Source organism: Sphingopyxis bauzanensis, assembly GCF_002205675.1.
Lineage (GTDB): Bacteria > Pseudomonadota > Alphaproteobacteria > Sphingomonadales > Sphingomonadaceae > Sphingopyxis > Sphingopyxis bauzanensis.
This window is the reverse complement of record NZ_NISK01000003.1, coordinates 290,876-313,197: the sequence shown is the minus strand read 5'-3', so window position 1 is coordinate 313,197 and position 22,322 is coordinate 290,876. Positions and strand designations below refer to the sequence as shown.

The following is a 22,322-nucleotide window of genomic DNA, read 5'->3' as shown; positions in this document are numbered from 1 at the left end:
TCAGAGCTGCACGAGCATGACATCGACGACCGGCTTTTTTCCGGTCCAGTCGGTCGCGACGCGGCGCACGCTCAACCGGATCGCCTCACGCATTTTTTCCTGCTCCTTGGCGGGCGCCAGCGCCGCTTTCTCCGCCGCTTCGCGCATTTCGTCGATAAAGGCTTCACGCTCATCCTCGACCGGGACACCGCGATAGCTGATCGCGACCTCGGTGAAGCGCTTGCCGGTAAAAACGACCGCGACGGTGATATGCCCGTGCAGCGCCAGCTTGCGGCGTTCGTTGATCGTTTCGCCGTCGGCGGGCAGGATGACATCGCCATCGAGGATCAAGCGTCCGGCGCGAACGCGCTCCAGGATTTTGGCCGGGCCGGGCGCCAGTCGCACCAGATCGCCATTTTCCTGAATCAGCGCGTCGGGAACGCCCTTCTCCAACGCAAAGCGCGCCTGTTCGTGCATATGGCGAATCTCACCATGCACGGGCACCACCAGCTTTGGACGCAGCCAACCATAGAGCGCCGCAAGTTCCGGCTGCCCCGGGTGGCCGCTGACATGAATATGCGCCTGCTTTTCGGTGACGGTCAGAATGTCCTTGGCAGCAAGCTGGTTCATGATCCGCCCGATCGCGACCTCGTTGCCCGGAATCTGCTTCGACGAAAAGACGACCGTGTCACCCGGCGCGAGCTTGATCTGGTGGCTGTCCGCCGCCATGCGCGCCAGCGCCGCGCGCGGTTCGCCTTGCCCGCCGGTGGCGATCACCATCACCTTGTCGCGCGGCAGGCGCATCGCTTCGTCGAAATCCACCGTCGGCGGAAAGTCTTTCAGATAACCGACCGAGCGCGCGACACCCAAAATGCGGTCGAGCGAGCGACCGGCGACGCACAGCGTGCGCCCGGTCGTCGTAGCGACGCGGCCCAGCGTCTTGAGCCGCGCGGCGTTCGAGGCAAAGGTGGTGACGATGACGCGCCCCTTGGCGTTGCCGACCGCGGTGAGCAGCCCGTCGTACAGATCGCCCTCGCTGCCCGACGCCTCTGGATTGAACGCATTGGTCGAATCGCCGACAAGGAAATCGACGCCCTCGTCGCCAATCGCGGTCAGCGCCGCGGCGCTCGACGGGGTACCCAGCACCGGATCGGCGTCGAGTTTCCAGTCGCCGGTGTGGAACACGCGGCCATAAGGCGTGTCGATCACCGCCGCGCTCATCTCGAGGATCGAGTGCGCGAGCGGCATCAGGCGGATGCCGAACGGGCCAAGCTGGAAATGCGCGTCGATGTCGACGGTCTTGATCTTGACCTCTTTCTCCAGCCCCTCTTCCGCCAGCTTGTTGGCGATCAGCCCCGCGGTAAAGCGATTGGCGTAGAGCGGTACGCCAAGGTCGGCGGCGAGATAAGGCAGAGCCCCAATATGATCCTCATGCCCGTGGGTCAGGATGATACCGAGCAGATCCTTCTTGCGATCCTCGATAAATTCGAGGTCGGGCATGATGATGTCGATGCCGGGATAATCATGGGTGCCGAAGGTCACGCCGAGGTCGAGCATAATCCATTTGCCGTCGCAGCCGTAGAGATTGGCATTCATGCCAATCTCGCCCGATCCGCCGAGCGCGAGGAAAAGCAGCTCCTTTCCGGGAGTCGTCATATTGTCTGGTTCCGTTGGTTATAGAGGTGCATCAACCCGTTCAGCGTGAGGTCGGGTTCGATGCGGTCGAACAGGTGCGCCTGTTCCTGAAACAATGTTGCCAGCCCGCCCGTCGCTATGACGGTGAGAGGCTTGCCGATTTCGGATTTCATTCGCCCTATCAGGCCTTCCATCATCGATACATAGCCCCAATAGACGCCGATCAGCATCTGGCTTTCGGTGGTGCGACCGATGACGCTAGCGGTCGCGGGCGCTTCGATAGCGATGCGTGGGAGTTTGGCGGCGGCTGCGACCAGCGCTTCGAGCGACAGGTTCACCCCGGGCGCGATAATCCCGCCCAGATAGGCGCCGTCGGCTCCGATATGATCGAGCGTCGTCGCGGTCCCAAAGCTGATGACCAGCTTGTCCTTGCCGGGCTCGACCGCCTGCGCCGCAATCGCATTGACCGCACGGTCGGCGCCGACCGAGCGCGGCTCGGCGACCTTGAGCGCGATGCCCCATGTCACGGGCTCGCGCCCGGCGATGAAGGCATCGACGCTGAAATATTTGACCGCGAGCAGTTGCAGATTGTGAAGCGCGCGCGGGACGACGGTCGAGATGATGACGGCATCGACCTGCGCGCGATCATAGCCTTCAATGCGCAGCAGTTGATCGAGCCACACCATATATTCGTCGGCGGTGCGGCGGTCGTCGGTCGCAATGCGCCAGCGCGCAAGCAACGCGGCGCCGTCGAACAGCGCAAATTTGGCATTGGTGTTGCCGACATCGATCGCGAGCAGCATCTATCTTTCTTCCTCGACCGGGCGACGCAGTTCGACATCGCCAGCATGCACCAGCATGGTCTCCCTGCCCGCGACGCGCAAGCGCAGCGCGCCGTCCTCGGCCAGACCGTCAAACGTCCCGTCGATACCCTGTTCGGACACGCGCAGCGGCGTCCCGATGGGATGTGCCAGTGGCAGCCAGGTGCGGACGATACTCGCCACCCCCTCTTGCCGCCAAGTCCACAGCGCGTCGATCATCGCGATACCCAGCGCCCCCGCGAAATGATCGCGGTCGAGCACAGCCCCTTTGGATGCCAGCGTCGCGGTCGGCCGATCGGGCAGTTCGGGTGCCGCAATCAGGTTCACTCCGATCCCGATCACCACCGAATTGCCCGTGCGCTCCATCAATATGCCCGCACATTTCGCGCCGCCCACCAGCAGGTCGTTCGGCCATTTGAGCTGCGCGTCGATGTGCGGCGCCAGCGCGGCCACCGTCTTGGCGAGCGCGACCCCCGCAACCAGCGCCAGCGTCGCGGCTGACGGATCGCCGATCGTCAAATGAACGACGGTCGAGCCCATGAAATTGCCCTGCCCGTCGTTCCAGCCGCGGCCGAGCCGTCCGCGCCCCGCGGTCTGGCGATCGGCGATCAGCCAATGCCCCTCGCCGACCTGCTCGCCGCCAGCCAGCCGCGCCAGCAGGTCGGCGTTGGTCGAACCTGTCTGCGCTACCCGCTCGATCGGCGGGATCAGAACAGCACCGCGGCGGCGCTCGCCGAAACGACTGCGAGCATCGGGATGAACAGATAACCAATGACCGAGAGCCAGAGTGCGCTGGCGGTGATCACCGCATCCTCGACGATCGCGCCACCACCCACGGGGATTTCGGTGTCCGATTTATCGTCGAAATACATCGTCTTGATGATCGCGATATAATAGAATGCGCCGATCACCGACGCGACGATACCCGCGATCGCCAGCGGCAGCAGGTTCGCGTTCACCGCGGCCTCGAATACCAGATATTTCGGCCAGAAGCCGAACAGTGGCGGAATACCGGCGAGGCTGAACAGGAACACCGCCATGGCCGCGGCCAGGCCCGGGCGGCGCTGCGACAGGCCGGCGAGCGCCGGGATGCTTTCGATATAATTGCCATCGGCATCGCGCAATTGCAGCACGACCAGGAAGGCACCGATCGTCGTCACCACATAGACGAGCAGATAGGTCAGCACACCTTCGACCCCCGCCTGCGTGCCCGCCGCCAGGCCGATCAGCATGAAGCCGACATTGTTGATCGAGGAGTAAGCGAGCAGGCGTTTGATGTTCTTCTGCCCGATCGCACCGACCGCGCCGAGGATGATCGAGGCGAGCGCGAGGAAGATGATGATCTGTTGCCACGCGCCGACCGCTGGCCCCATCGCGTCGATGACGACGCGCGTCATCAGCGCCATCGCCGCCACTTTCGGCGCGCTGGCAAAGAAGGTGGTCACCGGGGTCGGCGCGCCTTCGTAAACGTCAGGCGTCCACATATGGAACGGCACGGCGCTGATCTTGAAGCCAAGCCCCGCGAGCACGAACACAATGCCAAAAATCAGCCCGATGTTCATCTCGCCGCCCATGCGCGCCGCGATACCGCTGAAATCGGTGGTGCCGGTAAAGCCGTAGAGCAGCGAGATGCCGTAGAGCAGCATGCCCGACGCGAGCGCGCCAAGGACGAAATATTTGAGCCCCGCCTCGGTCGACCGTTCGTCGGTGCGCATGAAGCTGGCGAGGACATAGGCCGCCAGACTGTTGAGCTCGAGCCCGACATAGAGCGTCATCAGATCGCGCGACGACGCCATGATCCCCATGCCGAGTGCGGCAAACAGAATCAAAGTCGGATATTCGGCGCGCATACCGCCGGTGAAGAAGCGCGGCGCGATGAGGATGCAGATAAAGCTGGCAGCATAGATCAGCAGCTTGGCGAAGCCGCCGAAACCGTCGACCGACAGCGTCCCTGAAAAGACCGTCGCATTGACGCCGAACAGCGCGACGACTGCGGCAGCCGCCGCAGCGAGCGTCAGCAGCGCGCTGAGCTGGTAAATGCCGACCTGCCGGTCACCCAGGAAGGTCCCGAGCATCAGGGTAATGAGCCCGCCGATCGTCAGGATCAGTTCGGGCCAGATGAGCGCGAGATCGGCGGTCATTGGACGCCTCCCGCATGGCTCGATCCGTGGGCGGTGTCACCCTGTGCCTTGGCGGGCTGCGGTTTGCCGGCGGCCAGACGGGCATCGCCCGCAGGCTTGGCCGGAGCGAGCCGCGCGACAACCGTCGTCACGTCGCCGCGCATCGGCGCGAGGAAGCTTTCGGGATAAACACCCATCCACAGTGCCACGGCGGCGAGCGGCGCCAGCACCGCCCATTCGCGGGGATTGAGGTCGGGCATCGCCTTGACATCGTCCTTGGTGAGTTCGCCGAACACGACGCGGCGGTAGAGATAAAGCATGTATGCGGCGCCGAGGATGATCCCGGTGGTGCACACAAAGGCGACCCAGCTCGACGCTTCGTAAATACCGGCAAGGCTCAGGAATTCGCCGACGAAACCGCTGGTTCCGGGCAAGCCAATCGACGCCATGGTAAAGAGCATGAAGAAGATCGCATAAGCCGGCATGTTGACCGCGAGGCCGCCGTAGCGGTCGATCTCGCGCGTGTGCAGACGGTCGTAAATCACGCCGACGCAGAAGAAGAGCGCGGCCGAGACGACGCCGTGGCTGAGCATGATGATCAGCGCGCCCTCGATACCCTGCTGGTTGAACGCGAACAGGCCCGCGGTGACGATCGCCATATGCGCGACCGACGAGTAAGCGATCAGTTTCTTCATGTCGCTCTGCACGAGCGCGACGAGGCTGGTGTACACCACCGCGACCATCGACAGGCCGAACACGATCCACATCAGCTGCGCCGACGCGTCGGGGAACATCGGCATCATGAAACGGATGAAGCCATAGGCGCCGAGCTTCAGCAGCACCCCAGCGAGGATCATCGACCCGGCCGTCGGCGCCTGGACGTGCGCGTCCGGCAGCCAGGTGTGGACGGGCCACATCGGCATCTTGACCGCGAGGCTGGCGAAGAAGGCGAGCCACAGCCACGTCTGCATTTCGATCGGGAAGTCGTAATTGAGCAGCGTCGGGATGTCGGTTGTACCCGCTTCGGCGATCATCGCGATCATCGCGATCAGCATCAGCACCGACCCGAGCAGCGTGTAGAGGAAGAATTTATACGCCGCATATTTGCGGTTCGCGCCGCCCCAGATGCCAATGATGAAGTACATCGGAATCAGGCCAGCCTCGAAGAAGATGTAGAACAGCAGCAGATCCTGAGCGCAGAACACCCCGATCATGATCGTTTCCATGACGAGGAACATCGCCATGTAAAGCCCGACGCGGCTCTTGATCGCGTCCCAGCTGGCGAGGATGCATAGCGGCATCAGGAACACGCTGAGCATGATCAGCATCAACGCCATGCCGTCGATGCCGAGCGCCCAGCTGAACCGTCCGAACAGGTCGGCGCGCTCGGTAAACTGCCACTGCGGCCCGCCGATGTCGAACTGCGCCCACATGACACAGCCGAGCACGAAGGTGACCAGCGTCGCACCGAGTGCGATCAGCCGCGCCATTTTGTCACCCGCGAACAGGCAAGCGATGGCGGCGACCGCGGGGATCGCCAGCATCAGCGAAAGGATCGGAAAACCGCTCACAGGAACTTCACCATGGCCCAGCTGGCGAGGCCGACAAGCCCGAGCAGCATCACAAACGCATATCCATAAACATAACCCGATTGCAGCCGCACCGCGAGCCGCGTGCCGCCCTGAACAAGCGCCGCCGCACCATCGGGACCGAAGCGGTCGATGGTCTGCTCATCGCCGCGCTTCCAGAAGAAGCGGCCGATCGCAAAGGCGGGCTTCACGAAGACGATGTTGTAGAGCTCGTCGAAATACCATTTGTTGAACAGGAACTGGTGCAGCAGCCCGAACTGCGCGACGAAGCGCGCAGGGAGCGTCGTGTTGCGAATGTAACTGTTCCACGCAAGAAACAGCCCGATCGCCATCACCGCGAACGGCGTCCATTTCACCCACAAAGGTACATTGTGCGCGGCGTGCATCAGATGCTCGTCGAACGCGAGCATGCTGCCGCTCCAGAACGCCATCCCCTCTTCGGGGTAGATGAAGGGATATTTGAACGCGAAGCCTGCAAATACGGCGCCAATCGACAGCAAAATCAACGGCACCAGCATCGTCCACGGGCTTTCATGCGGATGATAGCCTGCGGTGCCTTCATGCGTGCCGGCGGCATGGTCATGGTGCGTGTCATGTCCGGCATGTTCATCCGACGGGTGATCGTGATGACCGTCATGCACCGCGTGCTGGATATGCTCGCTCGCTGCCCAGCGCGGCTTGCCGTGGAAGGTCAGGAAGACCAGGCGCCACGAATAGAAGCTGGTGAGGAAGGCGACAAAAATGCCTACCCAGAAGGCGATCACGCCGCCGCCGCCGCTCGCGAAGGCAGCCTCTAGGATGCCGTCCTTCGAATAGAAGCCCGCAAAGCCGAAGACGCCATAGATGCCGACGCCGGTGATCGCGAGCGTCCCGAGCATCATTGCCCAATAGGTGATCGGGATTTCTTTCCGCAGCGCGCCATAATAACGCATGTCCTGTTCGTGGTGCATTGCGTGGATGACCGAACCGGCGCCCAGGAACAGCAACGCCTTGAAGAAGGCATGCGTGAACAGGTGGAACATCGCCGCGCCATAAGCGCCCGCGCCCGCGGCGAAGAACATATAGCCGAGCTGCGAACAGGTCGAATAGGCGATGACGCGCTTGATGTCCCACTGCGTCGTCGCGACGGTCGCGGCGAAGAAGCAGGTCGCGGCGCCGACGAACATCACGACGCCCTGCGCGACGTCCGACGTTTCGAACATCGGCGACAAGCGGCAAACCATGAAGACGCCCGCGGTGACCATCGTCGCGGCGTGGATCAGCGCCGACACCGGGGTCGGGCCTTCCATCGCGTCGGGAAGCCAGGTGTGCAGACCGAGCTGCGCCGATTTGCCCATCGCGCCGATGAACAGCAGCAGGCAGAGGATCGTCATCGTGTCGAGACGCATGCCCATGAAGGTAATGGTGCTTCCCGCCATGCCCGGCGCCGCGGCCAGAATCTCGGGGATCGAGACGGTGCCGAAGACGAGGAAGGTACCGAAGATGCCGAGCATGAAGCCAAGGTCGCCAACGCGGTTGACGACGAAAGCCTTGATCGCGGCGGCGTTGGCGCTCGGCTTCTTGTACCAGAAACCGATCAGCAGATAGGAGGCGAGACCGACCCCTTCCCAGCCGAAGAACATCTGCACCAGATTGTTCGCGGTCACGAGCATCAGCATCGCAAAGGTGAAGAGCGAGAGATAGGCGAAGAAGCGCGGCTGATCCGGGTCTTCCTCCATATAGCCCCAGCTATAGAGGTGGACGAGCGCCGACACCGTCGTGATGACGACGAGCATCACCGCGGTCAGCGCATCGACGCGCAGCTCCCAGTTGAACTGGAGCGCGCCCGACGACACCCAGTGGAGCACCGTCACGACCTCTGCCTGACCTGTGCCCATCACATAGGACAGGAAGATCGGCCAGCTGAGCGCAGCGCTGGTGAACAGCGCGCCCGTGGTAATCAGCTTGGCCGCAAAGGGGCCGATGGCCCGCTGGCCCAGGCCTGCGACAAGCGCCGCGAGCAGCGGCAGGAAAACGATCGCCTGAATCACCGGCTTACCCCTTCATCCGGTTGGCGTCATCGACCGCAATGGTACCGCGGCCGCGGAAATAAATTACAAGAATGGCGAGCCCGATCGCGGCTTCGCCCGCCGCGACGGTCAGCACGAACATCGCGAACACCTGCCCGACGAGGTCGCCCAGCGCCGCGCTGAACGCGACAAGGTTGATGTTCACCGCGAGCAGGATCAGTTCGATCGCCATCAGGATGACGATGATATTCTTGCGGTTGATGAAGATGCCGAGCACGCCGAGCGTGAAAAGCACCGCCGAGACGGCAAGATAATGGCCGACCGAAATCACAGTTCCATCCCCTGCCCGACGCCCGGATCGACCAACCGCGTCGCGTCCTGCGGACGGCGCTGGTTCTGTGACGAGATATTCTGCGTCCGCACCCCGCCACGCTGGCGATGCGTCAGCACGATCGCGCCGATCATCGCGACGAGCAGGATGATCCCCGCCGCCTCGAACAGGAAGATGTAGCGCGTATAGAGCAGCTCACCGATCTGCTGGATATTGCTCTTGTCGGTGGCCGCTGGCGCTACGCGCGCGGCCAGATCGATCCCACCCGCGCTCCACGCGCCCAGCGCGAAGATCAGTTCGGCGACGAGGATGATTGCAACCAACGCGCCGAGCGGCAGATAGCGCACGAAACCGGCGCGCAGCTCGGCGAAATCGATGTTGAGCATCATCACGACGAACAGGAACAACACCGCGACCGCCCCGACATAAACAATGACGAGCAGCATCGCGATAAACTCGGCCCCCGCGAGCAGCATCAACCCCGCCGCGTTGAAGAAGGCGAGGATCAGCCACATCACGCTGTGGACGGGGTTGCGCGCGAAAATCACCATCGCCGCAGAGGCGATGACGATGGTCGCGAACAGGTAAAAGGCGATAAGCTGGATCATGTGCGCGCGCCCCTATCGATAGGGCGCGTCGGCGGCAAGATTTGCCGCGATCGCGCGTTCCCATTTGTCGCCATTGGCGAGCAGCTTGGCCTTGTCATACAGCAGTTCTTCGCGCGTTTCGGTCGCATATTCGAAGTTCGGCCCCTCGACCACCGCATCGACCGGGCACGCTTCCTGACAGAAGCCGCAATAGATGCACTTGGTCATGTCAATGTCGTAGCGCGTCGTGCGGCGCGAGCCGTCCTCGCGCGGCTCGGCCTCGATGGTGATCGCCTGCGCCGGGCACACCGCTTCGCACAGCTTGCACGCGATGCAGCGTTCCTCGCCGTTCGGATAACGCCGCAGCGCATGCTCGCCGCGGAAACGCGGGCTCAGCGGGTTCTTCTCGAACGGATAGTTGATCGTCGCCTTCGGTTTGAAGAAATATTTGAGCGTGAGGGCGTGCGCCTTCACAAACTCCCACAAGGTGAAGCTTTTGATGAGGTGAGCGATAGATGTCATGAGTACCTCGTCAGCATCAGCCAGCCCGAGATCAGGAAGATCCAGATCAGCGAAATCGGCAGGAAGATTTTCCAGCCAAGGCGCATCAGCTGGTCATAGCGGTAGCGCGGCACGGTCGCCTTCACCCAGCTGAAAATGAAGAAGAAAAACAGGATCTTGGCGAACAGCCAGATGATCCCCGGAATGTCGAACCATGGGATCAGGTCGATGTTGAGCGGCGGCAGCCAGCCGCCCCAGAACAACACGGCGTTGAGCGTCGCCATCAGCAGCACATTGGCATATTCGCCGAGCCAGAACAGAGCGAAGCTCATCGACGAATATTCGGTCTGATAGCCCGCAACAAGCTCGCTCTCGGCCTCGGTCAAGTCGAAGGGCGCGCGCGCGGTTTCGGCGAGGCTGGCGATCAGGAAAATCACCGCGAGCGGGAACAGCAGCAGATTGAAGCCAAAGGCGTTGACGATGCCCAGCCCGTGACCCTGCTGCGCCTTGATGATTTCGTTGAGGTTGAAGCTGTCGGCATAGAGCACGACCCCGACCAGGATGAAGCCGATCGAAACTTCATAAGAGATCATCTGCGCCGCGGCGCGCATCGCGGAAAAGAAGGGATATTTGGAGTTCGAGGCCCAGCCCGACAACACGACCCCGTAAACGCCGAGCGACGAAATCGCGAGGATGTAGAGCAATCCGACATTGATGTCGGCGAGCACCGCGCCCGAATTGAACGGGATCACCGCCCACGCCATCAACGCGACGGTGAAGGTGATGATCGGCGCAATCAGGAACAGCCCGCGGTTTGCGCCGGTCGGGATGATGGTTTCCTGCAGGAACACCTTCAGCCCGTCGGCAAAGCTCTGCAGCAGCCCGAACGGACCGACGACGTTCGGCCCGCGGCGCAGTGCGATCGCCGCCCAGATCTTGCGGTCGGCATAGATGATCATCGCGACCGCGAGCATCAGCGGCAGCGCGATGAGCAGGATACCCGCAACGGTTGCGACGCCCCATGCCCAATCGGCGTCCATGCCCCAGGAAATAAAGGTTTCGGTCATTTCCGCGTCCCGTCCTCGTTCCGCCAGCCGTTTTGCGGCCCCGGCTTCTCGGACTCGTTGCGCGGATTAAAACCGCGCCAGACGGCAAAGCTCATCCCGGCCAACAGCAAGCTGTCGATCGCTTGTACCGGGCTCATTCCGCCGCCTCCGCATATTCACCGCCATGGAGAATTTCATCCGAGCAGCGCTGCATCGTCGGCGACGCGCGGCAGATGGCGTTGGTGAGGTAGAAATCCTTGATCGGCGACGGGATCGCGCGCGCCTCGGGCTTGGCGGGCAGCTTGGGTGCTCTCCAGCCGTAATCGGCGACGCCTTCAATGCCGAGCGCCGGTACCGTCGCAATCATCGCTGCGCGGCACGCATCGAAGCTGTCAAAGCCAAGCGACACGCCGAGCGTATCGGCGAGGGCGCGGAAAATGCTCCAGTCCTCGCGCGCGTCCCCCGGTGCGAATACCGCTTTCTCGCTGCGCTGGACGCGGCCCTCGGTGTTCACCGTGGTGAAGTCCTTCTCGGGCCACGCGGCTGCTGGCAGGATGACGTCGGCGGCATGCGCGCCTTTGTCGCCATGGTGGCCGACATAGACTTTGAACGTCGTTGCGAAGGCCGCAAAATCAACCTCGTCGGCGCCGAGGAAGAAGGCGAGCTTCGGCTTCGCCGCAATCACATCCTTGATTCCGCCGGGCAGTCCGTAACCGAGCATCAGCGACCCCATGCGCGCGGCGGAGAAATGGACGACGTTGAAGCCGTTCCAGCCCTCTCTCACCGCATTCACCGCTTTGGCGAGCGCGAGCCCCGCGCCGTGGACGCCGGGCACCGACAGCGCACCGCCGCCGAAGACCAGCAAGGGCCGTTCGGCGCCCTTCAACGAATCGGTGACATGCTTCGGTAGCTTGGCGACGAGCGACGCATCGTCGCCGAGCCATTCGGTCTTGTAGGTGAGGTCGGTTTCCGGGCCGATCGCAAAGACCTTCGCGCCCTTTTTCCAGACCGCCTTGCGGACGCGCGTGTTGATCAGCGGCGCTTCCCAGCGCAGGTTGGTGCCAACCAGCAAGATCACGTCGGCATTCTCGGCCTCGGCGATGCCCGTGTTGAAATTGACCGCCGACAGGCTGGTGACGTCATAGTCGAGCCCGGTCTGGCGACCTTCGAGTAATGTCGAGCCGAGCGCGTTCACCAGCGCCTTGGCGGCAAACATTGTCTCGCAGTCGGACAAGTCGCCCGCGATCGCGGTAACCGACTTGCCAGCGTTGACCGCCTTGATAGCTTCGAACGCTTCGGCCCACGTCGCTTCGACCAGCTGGCCGTCCTTGCGCACATAGGGCCGGTCGAGGCGGCGGCGAGTAAGGCCGTCGACATGGTGGCGCGTCTTGTCGCTCGCCCATTCCTCGTTCACATCGTCGTTGATCCGCGGCAAAACCCGCAGCACCTGACGCCCGCGCGCATCGATCCGCACATTCGTGCCGACCGCGTCCATCATGTCGATGCCCAGCGTCTTGGTCAGCTCCCACGGCCGCGCTTCGAATGCATAGGGTTTGCTGGTCAGCGCTCCGACGGGGCACAGGTCGACGACATTACCCGACAGCTCGCTCGCGACTGCGCGCTCCAGATAGGAGGTGATCTGCATATTCTCGCCGCGCCCGATCGCGCCGATGTCTTCGACCCCGGCCACTTCCTCGGCAAAGCGGACGCAGCGCGTGCACTGGATACAGCGGGTCATAACCGTCTTGACGATCGGGCCCATGTACTTTTCGGTCACCGCGCGCTTATTCTCGTCATAGCGCGTCGCGCCGCGGCCATAGGCGATCGACTGGTCCTGCAAGTCGCACTCGCCGCCCTGATCGCAGATCGGGCAGTCGAGTGGGTGGTTGATGAGCAGGAACTCCATCACCCCCTCGCGCGCCTTCTTGACCATCGGGCTGTCGGTGCGGATCACCTGCCCCTCGGCGGTCGGCAGCGCGCACGACGCTTGCGGCTTCGGCGGGCCGGGCGACACTTCGACCAGGCACATGCGGCAATTGCCGGCGATGCTCAGGCGTTCATGATAGCAGAAACGCGGGATTTCCTTGCCCGCCAGCTCGCACGCCTGCAGGACGGTGGCGCCCTGCGGGACGTCGAGTTCTACGCCATCTACGGTTACTTTAGGCATTAGTGATCTCCGCCAGCAGCTCGATCGCCGCCGACACTTTCGACGTTATCGGACCAGCTGCGGGACTTCGTATCGTCAATCTTGCACCAGTTATTCTTCGCCGACGGCCGCGGAGTCCGCTTGCCCCACAGGGCGCTCACGCCGATCGCCAGCAAAACCACCAAGGTTATCAGCAACAGGCTTTTCATTTCGGCGTCGGTCACTCTGCCGCCTCCAACGCACCATTGTCGCGAATACGCCGCTCCAGTTCGGGGCGGAAATGTTTGATCAGCCCCTGGATCGGCCATGCCGCGGCATCGCCCAATGCGCAGATGGTGTGGCCTTCGACCTGCTTGGTCACGTCGTACAAAGTGTCGATCTCGCTGATGTCGGCGTCGCCGGTGCGCAGGCGTTCCATGACGCGCCACATCCAGCCGGTGCCCTCGCGGCACGGGGTGCACTGGCCGCAGCTTTCATGCTTGTAGAAATAGCTGATGCGGCTGATCGCCTGAACGACGTCGGTCGACTTGTCCATCACGATCGCGGCCGCGGTGCCAAGGCCCGATCCGACGGCTTTCAGCCCGTCGAAATCCATCGGGCAGTCCATGATCTCGGCTGCCGGAACCAGCGGCACCGACGACCCGCCGGGGATCACCGCGAGCAGATTGTCCCAGCCGCCACGGATGCCGCCGCAATGCTTGTCGATCAGCTCGCGGAACGGGATACTCATCTCTTCCTCGACGACGCACGGCGTGTTCACGTGGCCCGAAATCTGAAAAAGCTTGGTGCCCTTGTTATTCTCACGCCCGAAGGACGAGAACCACGGCGCGCCGCGGCGCAGGATCGTCGGGACGACCGCGATGCTCTCGACATTGTTCACCGTCGTCGGGCAGCCATAAAGCCCAGCGCCCGCCGGGAACGGCGGTTTCAGGCGCGGCTGGCCCTTTTTGCCCTCTAGGCTTTCGATCATCGCGGTTTCTTCGCCGCAGATATAGGCGCCGGCGCCGCGGTGGACGAAAACGTCGAAATCATAACCCGACTTCGCGGCATTCTTGCCGAGCAGGCCGGCGTCATACGCCTCCTGTACCGCCGCAAAGAGCGTCTCGGCCTCGCGGATGAATTCGCCGCGGATATAGATATAGGCCGCACGCGCGCGCATTGCGAAGCCCGCGATAAGCGCGCCTTCGATCAGCTTGTGCGGATCGTGGCGGATGATTTCGCGGTCTTTGCAAGACCCCGGCTCGGATTCGTCGGCATTGATGACGAGGAAGCTCGGGCGATCGGCGCGCGGCTCCTTCGGCATGAAGCTCCACTTGAGACCCGTCGGGAAACCCGCGCCGCCGCGGCCGCGCAGCCCCGACGCCTTGATCTCCTCGATGATCGCGTCCTGCCCGCGCTTCATCAGATCCTTGGTCTTGTCCCAATCGCCGCGCATCTGCGCCGATTTCAGGTTCCACGGCTGGAAGCCGTAGATGTTGGTGAAAATGCGGTCCTTGTCCTGAAGGCTCATGTCACCACTCCTTCCGATAGTCGTGGTTGGCCTTCACCATTTCCTTCAGCGTCGTCGGCCCGCCCTCGGGCTCGCTCGTGTGTCGCCCCGGAATCTGCGTCCCCGCCTTCGGCGTCTCGCCCGCGGCGAGCGCGTCGAGGATCGCAGCCATGCGGTCGAAATCCAGATCTTCGTAATTATCGTCGTTGATCTGGACCATCGGCGCGTTGGTGCAGGTGCCCATGCACTCGACTTCGGTTAACGTGAACAGTCCGTCGGGGGTGGTCTTGCCCTTGATCATGCCGCGGTTCTTGCACGCCGCCATCACATCGTCCGACCCACGCAGCAGGCACGGCGTCGTGCCGCACACCTGCACATGATAGCGGCCGACCGGGACGAGATTGTACATGGTGTAAAAGGACGCGACCTCATAAGCGCGCATGAACGGCATATCGAGCTGCGCCGCGACGAACTCGATCACCGGCACGGGCAGCCAGCCCTGCGTCTGCGTCTCGGCGCCGACCTGGCGCTGCGCGAGGTCAAGCAAAGGCATCACCGCCGAGCGCTGGCGCCCCGCGGGATAGCGCGCGATGACTGCCTTCGCCTTCGCGGCATTCTCCGCCGTCCACGCAAAAGCGCCCCAGCGCGCGCGGGTTTCGGCTTCGTCCGGGATTTGGGGTGCGTCAGCCACGGGCCAGACCTCGTTCAATATATCGTCCGACGTACATGCCCAGCGTCGCCGCAAAAGCTGTCGAGACGATTTCCTTTACTGGCGCTTCGCCATGAAACGCCGCCAGATAAGCAGCTGTGGCTGACGCGAATCCTGCGAGCACGAGAATGAGGATCGCAAGTTCACGCAGCATCACCGGTCGCACTCCCCGAACACGACGTCGATCGCGCCGATGATCGCGGTCGTATCCGCGAGCATATGGCCCTTCGACATCATGTCCATCGCCTGCAGATGCGAAAACGCCGTCGGGCGGATCTTGCAACGGTACGGCTTGTTGGTGCCGTCGCTGACCAGATAAACGCCGAATTCGCCCTTCGGGCTTTCGGTCGCGACATAGACTTCGCCGGCGGGGACGTGGAAACCTTCGGTATAGAGTTTGAAGTGATGGATCAGCGATTCCATCGACTGCTTCATCTCGCCGCGCTTCGGCGGCACGACCTTGCGGTCGAGGCTGGCGATCGGGCCGGTGGGCATGTCGCGCAGGCACTGCTTGATGATCTTAGCCGACTGATAGACTTCCTCGACGCGCACCATGAAGCGGTCATAGCAATCGCCGCGGGTGCCGACGGGAATGTCGAATTCCATCGCCGCATAGGCATCATAAGGCTGCGACTTGCGCAGATCCCACGCAATGCCGCTGCCGCGGATCATCGGGCCGGAGAAGCCCCACGCCAGCGCGTCTTCCTTGCTCACCGTCGCGATGTCGACGTTGCGCTGTTTGAAGATGCGGTTGTCGATGACCAGGCTCATCGCGTCGCCGAACAGCTTCGGCAGGCGCGTTTCGACCCATTCGCCGATGTCGACGAGCAGCTTTTCGGGGACGTCCTGATGGACGCCGCCCGGACGGAAGTACGCCGAGTGCATGCGCGCACCCGAGGCGCGCTCGAAGAAGTTCAGGCAATCCTCGCGCAGCTCGAACACCCACAGGTTCGGGGTCATCGCGCCGACGTCCATCACATGGCTGCCGATGTTGAGCATATGATTGCAGATCCGCGTCAGCTCGGCGAACATCGTGCGAAGATATTGCGCGCGCGCCGGGACTTCGAGGTCGAGCAGCTTTTCGATCGCGAGCACATAACTATGCTCCATCCCGAGCGGCGAGCAATAGTCGAGCCGATCGAAATAGGGCAGCGCCTGCAGATAGGTCTTGTACTCGATCAGCTTCTCGGTGCCGCGATGGAGCAGCCCGACGTGCGGATCGACGCGCTCGATAATCTCGCCATCGAGCTCGAGCACGAGGCGCAGCACCCCGTGTGCCGCGGGATGCTGCGGGCCGAAGTTGATTGTGTAATTGGTGACGGCCTGATCGCCCGCAGTGTTCGCGGTGTCGACCGGATAGCCTTCGAACATGTCGCCGCCGTGGTGGCGGATGGTCGGGGTGTCGGTCATGCGTCACCTCCCGTCTTGGGCTTGCGCGGCGCGCGCGGCTTGGCGGGCGCCTTTTCGGCCTTGGTCGTCGCGGGCGTTTTCGCTTGCTTGGTCGCAACTTTGGATTTCGCGCCGTCGCGGCTCGTCTTCGATGCGGCCTTGTTGACGCTGGCGCCCGCGCCGGTCTGCGCTGGGCTGTCGGTCGTCTTCGGCGTCGGCGGCGGCGAAGCCTTGGCATTGTCGTCCGACGCCTTCACGTCCTTCGCAGTCATCGGCGTGGGCGCACCCTTGCCCGGCGCTTCGCCCGTCCCGCCCGCCTTCTCATCGCCCGGCAGCACATAGTCGGCGCCTTCCCACGGGGAGAGGAAGTCGAAGTTGCGGAAATCCTGCGCCAGCTTCACCGGCTCATACACAACGCGCTTGTCTTCTTCGCTGTAGCGCAACTCGATATAGCCGGTCAGCGGGAAGTCCTTGCGCTGCGGATGCCCCTGGAACCCATAGTCGGTCAGGATGCGGCGTAGGTCGGGATTACCCGCGAACAGCACGCCATACATGTCGAACACTTCGCGTTCGAGCCAGCCCGCGACGGGCCACACCGGCACGATGCTCGGCACCGGCGTCGCCTCGTCGGTCGATACCCGGACGCGCAGGCGGTGGTTCCGCGTCACGCTGAGCAAATGATAGACGACCTCGAACCGCTCGGCGCGGTCGGGATAATCGACCCCGGCGATCTCCATCAGCTGCTGATATTCCAGATTATCGCGCAGCGCGATCATCACCACGGCAATCGCGGTGCGATCGACCGTGATGCTGTCTTCGTCGGCAGCGAAATCATGCGCGAGCAGGTTGGCACCGAGCAGCTGCTTCAGCTCAGCCGCCAGCGTCGCGCGCGGCGCAATCAGGGGAGCGGCGTGGGCCATCAGCGTTCAATCGTCCCGACGCGGCGGATCTTCCGCTGCAACTGCATCACCCCGTAAAGCAGCGCCTCGGCGGTTGGCGGGCAACCGGGGACATAGATGTCCACGGGGACGATGCGATCGCAGCCGCGCACCACCGAATAGCTGTAGTGATAATAGCCGCCGCCATTGGCGCAGCTGCCCATCGAGATGACATATTTCGGGTTCGACATCTGGTCGTAAACACGGCGCAGCGCCGGGGCCATCTTGTTGCACAGCGTGCCCGCGACGATCATGACGTCGCTCTGACGCGGACTGGCGCGCGGGGCAGCGCCGAAACGCTCCATGTCGTACCGCGGCATGTTGACGTGGATCATCTCGACCGCGCAGCACGCGAGGCCAAAGGTCATCCACCACAGCGAGCCGGTGCGCGCCCAGTTGAACAGATCCTCGGTCGAGGTGACGAGAAAACCCTTGTCGCCGACCTCGCTGTTGAGGTCGTCGAAATAGGCCATGTCGGGGTTCGTCCCCGGAGCGACAGGGCTTGCAACCGGCATCTGGCCGGGCGGCAGGATGATCGAGCTGCTCATTCCCAGTCCAACGCCCCTTTCTTCCATGCATAAACAAGGCCGATCGCGAGTTCGGCGAGGAATATCATCATCGTGGCCCAACCCGCCCAGCCGATTTCCTCCAGGCTCACAGCCCAGGGAAACAGGAACGCGGCTTCGAGATCGAAGATGATGAACAGGATGGCGACGAGATAAAAGCGCACGTCGAACTGGCTGCGCGCATCCTCGAACGCCGGGAAGCCGCATTCATATTCGGTCAGCTTGGCCGGGTCGGGTTTGTGCGCGCCGGTGAGCCGCGCGACGCCCATCGGCAGGAACACGAACGCCGACGACAACCCGACCGCAATGACCAGGAATATCAGGATCGGCAGATATTGCGTCAGATCGACCATGGGAGCTCGCAGTCTTGTTTTGAGGTGTTTGCCACCGTTATGCGGGCGCTTTAGGCCAGCCTGCCGCCCGTCGCAAGCACTGCGGGCATGATTTTCATGCGCCAGGTGACCAAAAGCACAAACGCCGCTGGTGACAGCGCCTATCGCTGTGATACGCCACAGTAATTGGGGTCAGTCCGACGCTTTCGGGGGCGATATCGACAGCGGATCAAACAGGGGGAATTTCATGAGATCATTTGCCAAGCGCGCCGCCTTTGCCTTCGGTGCATCCGCCCTGCTGGCGACAACGCCCGCGCAGGCCGAACTGGTAAACGCCACCGACCCGGCGACGATCGAGGCGATTGTCGAGTCGCAAGGCTGGCCCGCGACGATCATATCCAAGCCGGGTGATGATCCCTATATCGAGAGCAATCGCAATGGGCTGAAATTCCTTGTCCTGTTCATGAATTGCGAGGAAGGGAAAAACTGCAAGACGCTGCAATATTATATGGGCTTCAGCGACGCCAAGGACGTCTCGCTGGAAAGGCTTAACCAGTGGAACAAGGACAAGCGCTTCGCCCGCGCGTACAAGGATGACGAGGGCGATCCGGTCCTCGAAATGGACGTCGACCTCGATTTCGCGGGCATCCCGCGGGAAAATGTCGGCGAGACCTTCAACACCTGGGCAACGCTGATGGACAGCTTCCGCGAATATGTGTTCGAGAAGTGAGCGAGCGCCTCGATCGGGATACGGGGTATGACCTGATCGACGTTTGACGTCGATCCTGGCGCCGAAAAGCGAGACAGGCCGATCACCGCCGAATGGGGGCCGAGCTTATCGGTGGACAACGCCTGTTATCCCGGACGCATCAAAGCCTGCGATAAGTCGATATTCTTTGGCAAATCTGGAAAAGTGCGGCTTTCGGTGATGACATTTCCTGGAAACTTGTCGCTCACGGTCGGTCAAGAATTCGGGCTCTGCCCGGGACCGCGGCAGATCGCATCCGGGCCCGTTCTCGAGATCCTTTAACGCGGCCGGATGCGCCGATGTTGATCACACGTTGCGCAGCGCGCCCGCGACCAGCTTTTGCAGCTTCGAATGCACCGCAGCGCTGCCCGCGATGAATTCGCTGCGCTCGATCGCCCGGTCGCCGCCGCGGAAATCGCTGACGAAACCGCCGGCTTCGCGCACCAGCAGCATGCCCGCTGCGACGTCCCAGATTTTGAGGTCGCTTTCCCAGAAGCCGTCGTAACGGCCCGCGGCGACCCAAGCGAGGTCAAGACTGGCGGCGCCAAAGCGGCGGATGCCCGCAACTTCAGGGGCGACCGCACCGAAAATGCGGCTCCACTGCGGCATATTGCCATGGCCCATGAACGGTATACCTGTCGAAACCAGACATTCGTTCAGATTGCGACGCGACGCGACGCGAAGGCGGCGATCATGCAGCCACGCACCACGGCCGCGCTCGGCCCAATAGCTTTCGTCGGTCACCGGCTGGTAGATCAGGCACGACGTAATGTCGCCCCAACCACCGCCAATCTTGGGTTCCTGCACCGCGATCGAAATCGCGAAATGCGGGATGGCGTGGAGGAAGTTCGAGGTGCCGTCGAGCGGATCGATGATGAAGCGCGGCTTACCCGGATCGCCCTCGATCACCCCGCCCTCTTCGAGCACAAAGCCCCAGCCCGGACGGTCGCGGCCGAGTTCGTCATACAGCGTGCGTTCGGCGGCCTGATCGGCTTTCGACACGAAATCGGCCGGTCCCTTTTGCGAGACCTGAAGATGCTCGATCTCGCCGAAGTCGCGGCGCAGCTTGGTCCCGGCCTTGCGCGCGGCGCGTTCCATAACGGTGATGATGCCGGATATGGCCATTTTCGTTTCCCTCAACGCGTCGCCCCCGCGAAGGCGGGGGCCGCTGTCGGCAATGTAAAACGCTAGCGGCCCCCGCCTTCGCGGGGGCGACGTTACTTAATCCGCGCGGCGCACATATTCGCGGTCGTACACATGCACGACGATCCGGGTGCCGCTGGTGATGTGCGGCGGCACCATCACGCGCACGCCATTGTCGAGGATTGCGGGCTTGTACGACGACGACGCCGTCTGCCCCTTCACCACCGCGTCGGCCTCGACGATCGTCGCTTCGATGGTTTCGGGCAGCTCGACCGAAATCGGGCGATCTTCCCACAGCTCGAGCACCACATCCATGCCGTCCTGCAGGAATTCATGCGCGTCGCCGACGACGTCTTTGGATATGTTGATCTGCTCGAACGTGTCCTTGTCCATGAACACCAGATCGTCACCCTCGGCATAGAGGAACTGGAAATCCTTGGTGTCGAGGCGGACCTTTTCGACCGTGTCGGCGCTGCGGAAGCGGTTGTTCAGCTTGCGGCCGTCGATCAGGTTCTTGGCTTCGACCTGCATATAGGCGCCGCCCTTGCCCGGCTGGGTGTGCTGGATCTTGGTGACCTTCCAGATCCCCTTTTCAAATTCGATAATATTGCCGGGACGGATTTCAACGCCGGTGATTTTCATCGCGCACACTCACAGTTCAAGGATGGAAAGAGCAAACCGGCACCCCGCAGGGCAGCGGTATCAGGTGCGCGCCTTTAGCGGCCTGCGTCAAATGAGGCAAGCCGATTGGACCAAAGCGCCAGAAGCGACGAACCGAAGCTGATTTGACGCATCGATCCAATATGGACGCATTCGTTCGCGGCATATCGGCGGCATGATGAGTATCGATCTTTCCGATGTCACACCCCGACCACGCGGTAGCGGCGCCGTACCGCCGCGCCGTCCAGCGCCTTGCGCCGGCCTGTTTGGCTGGCGCAAGGATGCTGCGTGGCCCATGCCGTCCGGCGAGCCGCCGAAAAAGCCGGGAAGCGACTATCCTGCGGGCTGATATTTCAGCAGCGCGCTGAACGCCTGCACGGCTGCGGCCGGGCCATCGGGGTGCGCCCACACAGCACCCGAAACCGCCAGAAAATCGGCGCCCGCATCGACCAGCACGCGCGCATTATCCACCGTGATTCCCCCGATCGCCACGCAGGGCAGTTCGAACATCCCCTGCCACCAGGTCAGAATTTCGGGCTCGGCGTGATGCTCGACCGCTTTGGTTGTCGTCGGATAAAAAGCGCCGAACGCGACATAGTCCGCCCCCGCCTCGCCCGCTTCCATCGCCATATGGCGGCTGGCGTGACAGGTGACCCCGATCTGCGCGTTGGGGCCAAGCTCGCGCCGCGCATCGCGGGGATCGCCATCGCCTTGCCCCAGATGCACGCCGTCGGCGCCCAGCCGTTTGGCCAGCGCGACATCGTCGTTAACGATGAACGCCACATCGCGCGCGGCGCAGATTGCTTGTAGGGGTTCGGCCAGCCGCGCCGCCTCATCCTGCTCCAGCCCCTTGACGCGAAACTGGAACGCCGCGACCGGCCCAGCGTCGAGCGCCGCGGTCAACCGGTCGGGAAAATCGTCGCCGACGTCGAGCGGCGAGATCACATAAAGCAAGCAGGGTGTACGGGTCATAGCGCGTTCATAGCGACGCGGTTAGCAACCGGCAAATGCAGAACAGTCCCCTCCTCGCCGCCTCCATGCTGGCCGCCGCGCTCGCTCTGTCGGCGTGTGCTACGACGCGCGACCAGACGCCGCTTGCCGATGCCAGCAATGTTGCGCTCGGCCAGCAAGCCTATGCCGATGGGCCGATCATCCAGCCGATCGCAGTGCTCGAGGACAGCCGCTGCCCGATGAACGCGCGTTGTATCTGGGCCGGCCGGGTGCGCGTTAAGATGCTATGGATCCGCGGCAATGGCGAGGAGCAACCGTTCGAGGCGACGCTGGGCGAAGCGACGCCAATTGCAGATGGGAGCATCACGCTGGAATCGGTACGACCCGACAAGATAACCAACGTTGAACTGAAGCCGACGGACTACCGCTTTGCGTTCCGTTTCGCGGGTGGGCTCTGACAAACACCCCACTCTAGTCTCGTCATCCCGGCCTTCGCGGGAACACCTATGTTATAATTCCTTAGAAATTGCCATTTAAAGCATTGGTTCTCAGATTGGTTTCCGAAGTTCCACCCAGCCTCGCTCACCCTTGGGCTTGCCTGATCGATAGGCAACTATGCTTACGACCAATGTC

Annotated in this window: 25 protein-coding genes; 2 read left to right on the top strand and 23 right to left on the bottom strand. The window is 62.7% G+C overall.

Translation table 11 applies throughout. The annotated features are described in order from the left end of the window. Genes CDQ92_RS12855 through CDQ92_RS12765 form a run of 20 tightly spaced genes read right to left on the bottom strand, consistent with a single transcriptional unit; the run spans position 1 to position 18,208 of the window. Positions 1–1,635, bottom strand: coding sequence for a ribonuclease J (locus CDQ92_RS12855; protein WP_088441777.1), 1,635 nt, complete (start codon positions 1,633–1,635; stop codon positions 1–3). Then, positions 1,632–2,417 carry a type III pantothenate kinase gene (locus tag CDQ92_RS12850; protein ID WP_088441776.1) on the bottom strand — a complete coding sequence of 262 codons (786 nt, stop codon included), beginning with the start codon at positions 2,415–2,417 and terminating at the stop codon, positions 1,632–1,634. Before CDQ92_RS12850 ends, CDQ92_RS12855 begins: the two co-directional genes overlap by 4 nt. Beyond that, on the bottom strand, positions 2,418–3,083 hold the full coding sequence (locus CDQ92_RS12845) for a biotin--[acetyl-CoA-carboxylase] ligase (RefSeq protein WP_308423592.1): 666 nt from the start codon (positions 3,081–3,083) through the stop codon (positions 2,418–2,420). It abuts the gene before it with no gap. A 59-nt stretch (positions 3,084–3,142) separates the two neighbouring features. Further along, entirely contained in the window at positions 3,143–4,576 is a 1,434-nt protein-coding gene (gene nuoN, locus CDQ92_RS12840; protein WP_088441774.1) for an NADH-quinone oxidoreductase subunit NuoN, read from the bottom strand. Beyond that, entirely contained in the window at positions 4,573–6,126 is a 1,554-nt protein-coding gene (locus CDQ92_RS12835) for an NADH-quinone oxidoreductase subunit M (RefSeq protein ID WP_088441773.1), read from the bottom strand. Before CDQ92_RS12835 ends, nuoN begins: the two co-directional genes overlap by 4 nt. Next, positions 6,123–8,174, bottom strand: a complete 2,052-nt coding sequence (gene nuoL / locus CDQ92_RS12830; protein ID WP_088441772.1) for an NADH-quinone oxidoreductase subunit L — start codon at positions 8,172–8,174, stop codon at positions 6,123–6,125. Before nuoL ends, CDQ92_RS12835 begins: the two co-directional genes overlap by 4 nt. A gap of 4 nt (positions 8,175–8,178) precedes the next feature. Then, positions 8,179–8,484: an NADH-quinone oxidoreductase subunit NuoK gene (nuoK, locus tag CDQ92_RS12825; RefSeq protein WP_053554267.1), complete on the bottom strand. Its 306-nt coding sequence runs from the start codon at positions 8,482–8,484 to the stop codon at positions 8,179–8,181. Then, the gene (locus CDQ92_RS12820; protein ID WP_088441771.1) at positions 8,481–9,092 is read right to left on the bottom strand and encodes an NADH-quinone oxidoreductase subunit J; all 612 of its coding nucleotides are present in this window, start codon (positions 9,090–9,092) and stop codon (positions 8,481–8,483) included. The genes nuoK and CDQ92_RS12820 overlap by 4 nt, the downstream gene beginning before the upstream one ends. 12 nt (positions 9,093–9,104) lie before the next feature. Further along, positions 9,105–9,593 carry an NADH-quinone oxidoreductase subunit NuoI gene (gene nuoI, locus CDQ92_RS12815; protein WP_088441770.1) on the bottom strand — a complete coding sequence of 163 codons (489 nt, stop codon included), beginning with the start codon at positions 9,591–9,593 and terminating at the stop codon, positions 9,105–9,107. Then, complete coding sequence (gene nuoH / locus CDQ92_RS12810; protein ID WP_088441769.1) at positions 9,590–10,639, bottom strand: NADH-quinone oxidoreductase subunit NuoH; 1,050 nt, start codon at positions 10,637–10,639, stop codon at positions 9,590–9,592. Before nuoH ends, nuoI begins: the two co-directional genes overlap by 4 nt. Then, entirely contained in the window at positions 10,636–10,776 is a 141-nt protein-coding gene (locus CDQ92_RS21170; RefSeq protein ID WP_158213835.1) for a hypothetical protein, read from the bottom strand. The genes nuoH and CDQ92_RS21170 overlap by 4 nt, the downstream gene beginning before the upstream one ends. Next, entirely contained in the window at positions 10,773–12,785 is a 2,013-nt protein-coding gene (gene nuoG, locus CDQ92_RS12805) for an NADH-quinone oxidoreductase subunit NuoG (RefSeq protein WP_088441768.1), read from the bottom strand. Before nuoG ends, CDQ92_RS21170 begins: the two co-directional genes overlap by 4 nt. Further along, the gene (locus CDQ92_RS12800; RefSeq protein WP_088441767.1) at positions 12,785–12,988 is read right to left on the bottom strand and encodes a hypothetical protein; all 204 of its coding nucleotides are present in this window, start codon (positions 12,986–12,988) and stop codon (positions 12,785–12,787) included. The genes nuoG and CDQ92_RS12800 overlap by 1 nt, the downstream gene beginning before the upstream one ends. Next, on the bottom strand, positions 12,985–14,274 hold the full coding sequence (gene nuoF, locus CDQ92_RS12795) for an NADH-quinone oxidoreductase subunit NuoF (protein ID WP_088441766.1): 1,290 nt from the start codon (positions 14,272–14,274) through the stop codon (positions 12,985–12,987). Before nuoF ends, CDQ92_RS12800 begins: the two co-directional genes overlap by 4 nt. Before the next feature lies 1 nt (position 14,275). After that, positions 14,276–14,944 carry a complex I 24 kDa subunit family protein gene (locus tag CDQ92_RS12790; RefSeq protein ID WP_088441765.1) on the bottom strand — a complete coding sequence of 223 codons (669 nt, stop codon included), beginning with the start codon at positions 14,942–14,944 and terminating at the stop codon, positions 14,276–14,278. Next, on the bottom strand, positions 14,937–15,119 hold the full coding sequence (locus tag CDQ92_RS12785; protein WP_144035769.1) for a hypothetical protein: 183 nt from the start codon (positions 15,117–15,119) through the stop codon (positions 14,937–14,939). Before CDQ92_RS12785 ends, CDQ92_RS12790 begins: the two co-directional genes overlap by 8 nt. Beyond that, positions 15,116–16,333 carry an NADH-quinone oxidoreductase subunit D gene (locus CDQ92_RS12780; protein ID WP_188682264.1) on the bottom strand — a complete coding sequence of 406 codons (1,218 nt, stop codon included), beginning with the start codon at positions 16,331–16,333 and terminating at the stop codon, positions 15,116–15,118. Before CDQ92_RS12780 ends, CDQ92_RS12785 begins: the two co-directional genes overlap by 4 nt. A gap of 35 nt (positions 16,334–16,368) precedes the next feature. Further along, a complete protein-coding gene (locus tag CDQ92_RS12775; protein WP_088441762.1) occupies positions 16,369–17,271 on the bottom strand; it encodes an NADH-quinone oxidoreductase subunit C in 903 nt (300 codons plus the stop codon). After that, positions 17,271–17,804, bottom strand: coding sequence for a NuoB/complex I 20 kDa subunit family protein (locus CDQ92_RS12770; protein ID WP_088442236.1), 534 nt, complete (start codon positions 17,802–17,804; stop codon positions 17,271–17,273). Before CDQ92_RS12770 ends, CDQ92_RS12775 begins: the two co-directional genes overlap by 1 nt. A gap of 29 nt (positions 17,805–17,833) precedes the next feature. Beyond that, positions 17,834–18,208 (bottom strand): NADH-quinone oxidoreductase subunit A, encoded by a 375-nt coding sequence (locus CDQ92_RS12765; protein WP_088441761.1) that lies wholly within the window; start codon positions 18,206–18,208, stop codon positions 17,834–17,836. 226 nt (positions 18,209–18,434) lie between these two features. On the opposite strand from CDQ92_RS12765, the gene CDQ92_RS12760 reads away from it, so the two are divergent. After that, positions 18,435–18,917, top strand: coding sequence for a YbjN domain-containing protein (locus tag CDQ92_RS12760; protein WP_088441760.1), 483 nt, complete (start codon positions 18,435–18,437; stop codon positions 18,915–18,917). Between the two features lie 324 nt (positions 18,918–19,241). Here the strand turns inward: CDQ92_RS12760 and CDQ92_RS12750 are convergent, their stop codons facing one another. The 3 genes from CDQ92_RS12750 to thiE all read right to left on the bottom strand — a co-directional run bounded on the left by CDQ92_RS12750 (position 19,242) and on the right by thiE (position 21,710). After that, positions 19,242–20,060, bottom strand: a complete 819-nt coding sequence (locus CDQ92_RS12750; RefSeq protein ID WP_088441758.1) for an inositol monophosphatase family protein — start codon at positions 20,058–20,060, stop codon at positions 19,242–19,244. A 96-nt stretch (positions 20,061–20,156) separates the two neighbouring features. Beyond that, complete coding sequence (efp, locus tag CDQ92_RS12745; protein ID WP_088441757.1) at positions 20,157–20,720, bottom strand: elongation factor P; 564 nt, start codon at positions 20,718–20,720, stop codon at positions 20,157–20,159. A gap of 351 nt (positions 20,721–21,071) precedes the next feature. After that, positions 21,072–21,710 carry a thiamine phosphate synthase gene (gene thiE / locus CDQ92_RS12740; protein ID WP_088441756.1) on the bottom strand — a complete coding sequence of 213 codons (639 nt, stop codon included), beginning with the start codon at positions 21,708–21,710 and terminating at the stop codon, positions 21,072–21,074. Between the two features lie 35 nt (positions 21,711–21,745). Here thiE and CDQ92_RS12735 point away from each other — a divergent pair, with 35 nt between their 5' ends. Further along, a complete protein-coding gene (locus tag CDQ92_RS12735) occupies positions 21,746–22,147 on the top strand; it encodes a hypothetical protein (protein WP_229667093.1) in 402 nt (133 codons plus the stop codon). The last annotated feature ends 175 nt before the right edge of the window (positions 22,148–22,322 follow it).

Excerpts from the sequence above, each read along its gene's own strand:
- CDQ92_RS12750 (WP_088441758.1), bottom strand. The coding sequence starts at position 20,060 with ATGGCCATATCCGGCATCATCACCGTTATGGAACGCGCCGCGCGCAAG.
- nuoF (WP_088441766.1), bottom strand. The coding sequence starts at position 14,274 with ATGAGCCTTCAGGACAAGGACCGCATTTTCACCAACATCTACGGCTTC.
- nuoN (WP_088441774.1), bottom strand. The coding sequence starts at position 4,576 with ATGACCGCCGATCTCGCGCTCATCTGGCCCGAACTGATCCTGACGATC.
- CDQ92_RS21170 (WP_158213835.1), bottom strand. The coding sequence starts at position 10,776 with ATGAGCCCGGTACAAGCGATCGACAGCTTGCTGTTGGCCGGGATGAGC.
- nuoG (WP_088441768.1), bottom strand. The coding sequence starts at position 12,785 with ATGCCTAAAGTAACCGTAGATGGCGTAGAACTCGACGTCCCGCAGGGC.
- CDQ92_RS12770 (WP_088442236.1), bottom strand. The coding sequence starts at position 17,804 with ATGCCGGTTGCAAGCCCTGTCGCTCCGGGGACGAACCCCGACATGGCC.
- efp (WP_088441757.1), bottom strand. The coding sequence starts at position 20,720 with ATGAAAATCACCGGCGTTGAAATCCGTCCCGGCAATATTATCGAATTT.
- CDQ92_RS12780 (WP_188682264.1), bottom strand. The coding sequence starts at position 16,333 with ATGTTCGAAGGCTATCCGGTCGACACCGCGAACACTGCGGGCGATCAG.
- CDQ92_RS12765 (WP_088441761.1), bottom strand. The coding sequence starts at position 18,208 with ATGGTCGATCTGACGCAATATCTGCCGATCCTGATATTCCTGGTCATT.
- nuoI (WP_088441770.1), bottom strand. The coding sequence starts at position 9,593 with ATGACATCTATCGCTCACCTCATCAAAAGCTTCACCTTGTGGGAGTTT.
- nuoH (WP_088441769.1), bottom strand. The coding sequence starts at position 10,639 with ATGACCGAAACCTTTATTTCCTGGGGCATGGACGCCGATTGGGCATGG.
- CDQ92_RS12760 (WP_088441760.1), top strand. The coding sequence starts at position 18,435 with ATGAGATCATTTGCCAAGCGCGCCGCCTTTGCCTTCGGTGCATCCGCC.
- CDQ92_RS12855 (WP_088441777.1), bottom strand. The coding sequence starts at position 1,635 with ATGACGACTCCCGGAAAGGAGCTGCTTTTCCTCGCGCTCGGCGGATCG.
- thiE (WP_088441756.1), bottom strand. The coding sequence starts at position 21,710 with ATGACCCGTACACCCTGCTTGCTTTATGTGATCTCGCCGCTCGACGTC.
- CDQ92_RS12735 (WP_229667093.1), top strand. The coding sequence starts at position 21,746 with ATGCAGAACAGTCCCCTCCTCGCCGCCTCCATGCTGGCCGCCGCGCTC.
- CDQ92_RS12820 (WP_088441771.1), bottom strand. The coding sequence starts at position 9,092 with ATGATCCAGCTTATCGCCTTTTACCTGTTCGCGACCATCGTCATCGCC.
- CDQ92_RS12850 (WP_088441776.1), bottom strand. The coding sequence starts at position 2,417 with ATGCTGCTCGCGATCGATGTCGGCAACACCAATGCCAAATTTGCGCTG.
- CDQ92_RS12775 (WP_088441762.1), bottom strand. The coding sequence starts at position 17,271 with ATGGCCCACGCCGCTCCCCTGATTGCGCCGCGCGCGACGCTGGCGGCT.